The organism is Pseudomonas sp. MWU12-2345 (assembly GCF_023242385.1).
In the GTDB taxonomy this organism is placed as follows: Bacteria; Pseudomonadota; Gammaproteobacteria; order Pseudomonadales; family Pseudomonadaceae; genus Aquipseudomonas; species Aquipseudomonas gingeri_D.
Genome location: NZ_JALLJA010000055.1, coordinates 1 through 451, shown reverse-complemented (window position 1 = coordinate 451; position 451 = coordinate 1). Strand labels below are relative to the sequence as shown.

The window sequence follows — 451 nt, the reverse complement described above, 5'->3', positions numbered from 1 at the left end:
GCGAAGCTCATTGCTTTGTTTTTCCATCGCAAGCCGGAAATCGTTGCCCTGCTCCTTGATCTCAGCGCGAAGTTCGATCCCCTGGGTAACAATCGCTTGGCTGAGCGCGTTTATTTGCTCGCCATGGGTTTTGACCGTGTCGCCTAGCTCTTTGCTCGAGCCACGCAGCTCTCGACCCAGGTCGACGGTTTTTTGGATCAACTGCTTCTCCACTCGTACCAAATCGGATTTCGTTGCTACGTTTCGCACTTCGGCCTCCCAAGCTTCTACGACAGCTTTGGCTTTTTCCGGTGGTACGCTGATGGCTGACAGCGCGTTATACAAAGCCATAGATCTACTCATGGTGTCTCCTACTCAATGCAGACGTGACGAGGAGGCACCACCTGACGGTAGGTCTCCGTCACGGTGGGTTGGGGCATTCGATCGGCGAGGGTGTCGACGACTGTTCGCG

Annotated in this window: 1 protein-coding gene; it reads right to left on the bottom strand. The window is 55.0% G+C overall.

Going from position 1 to position 451, the window contains the following annotated elements; genetic code table 11:
* A partial coding sequence (locus M5C71_RS33605; RefSeq protein ID WP_248769704.1) for a DUF1640 domain-containing protein occupies positions 1 to 342 on the bottom strand: 342 nt, incomplete at its 3' end.
* Positions 343 to 451 lie beyond the last annotated feature (109 nt).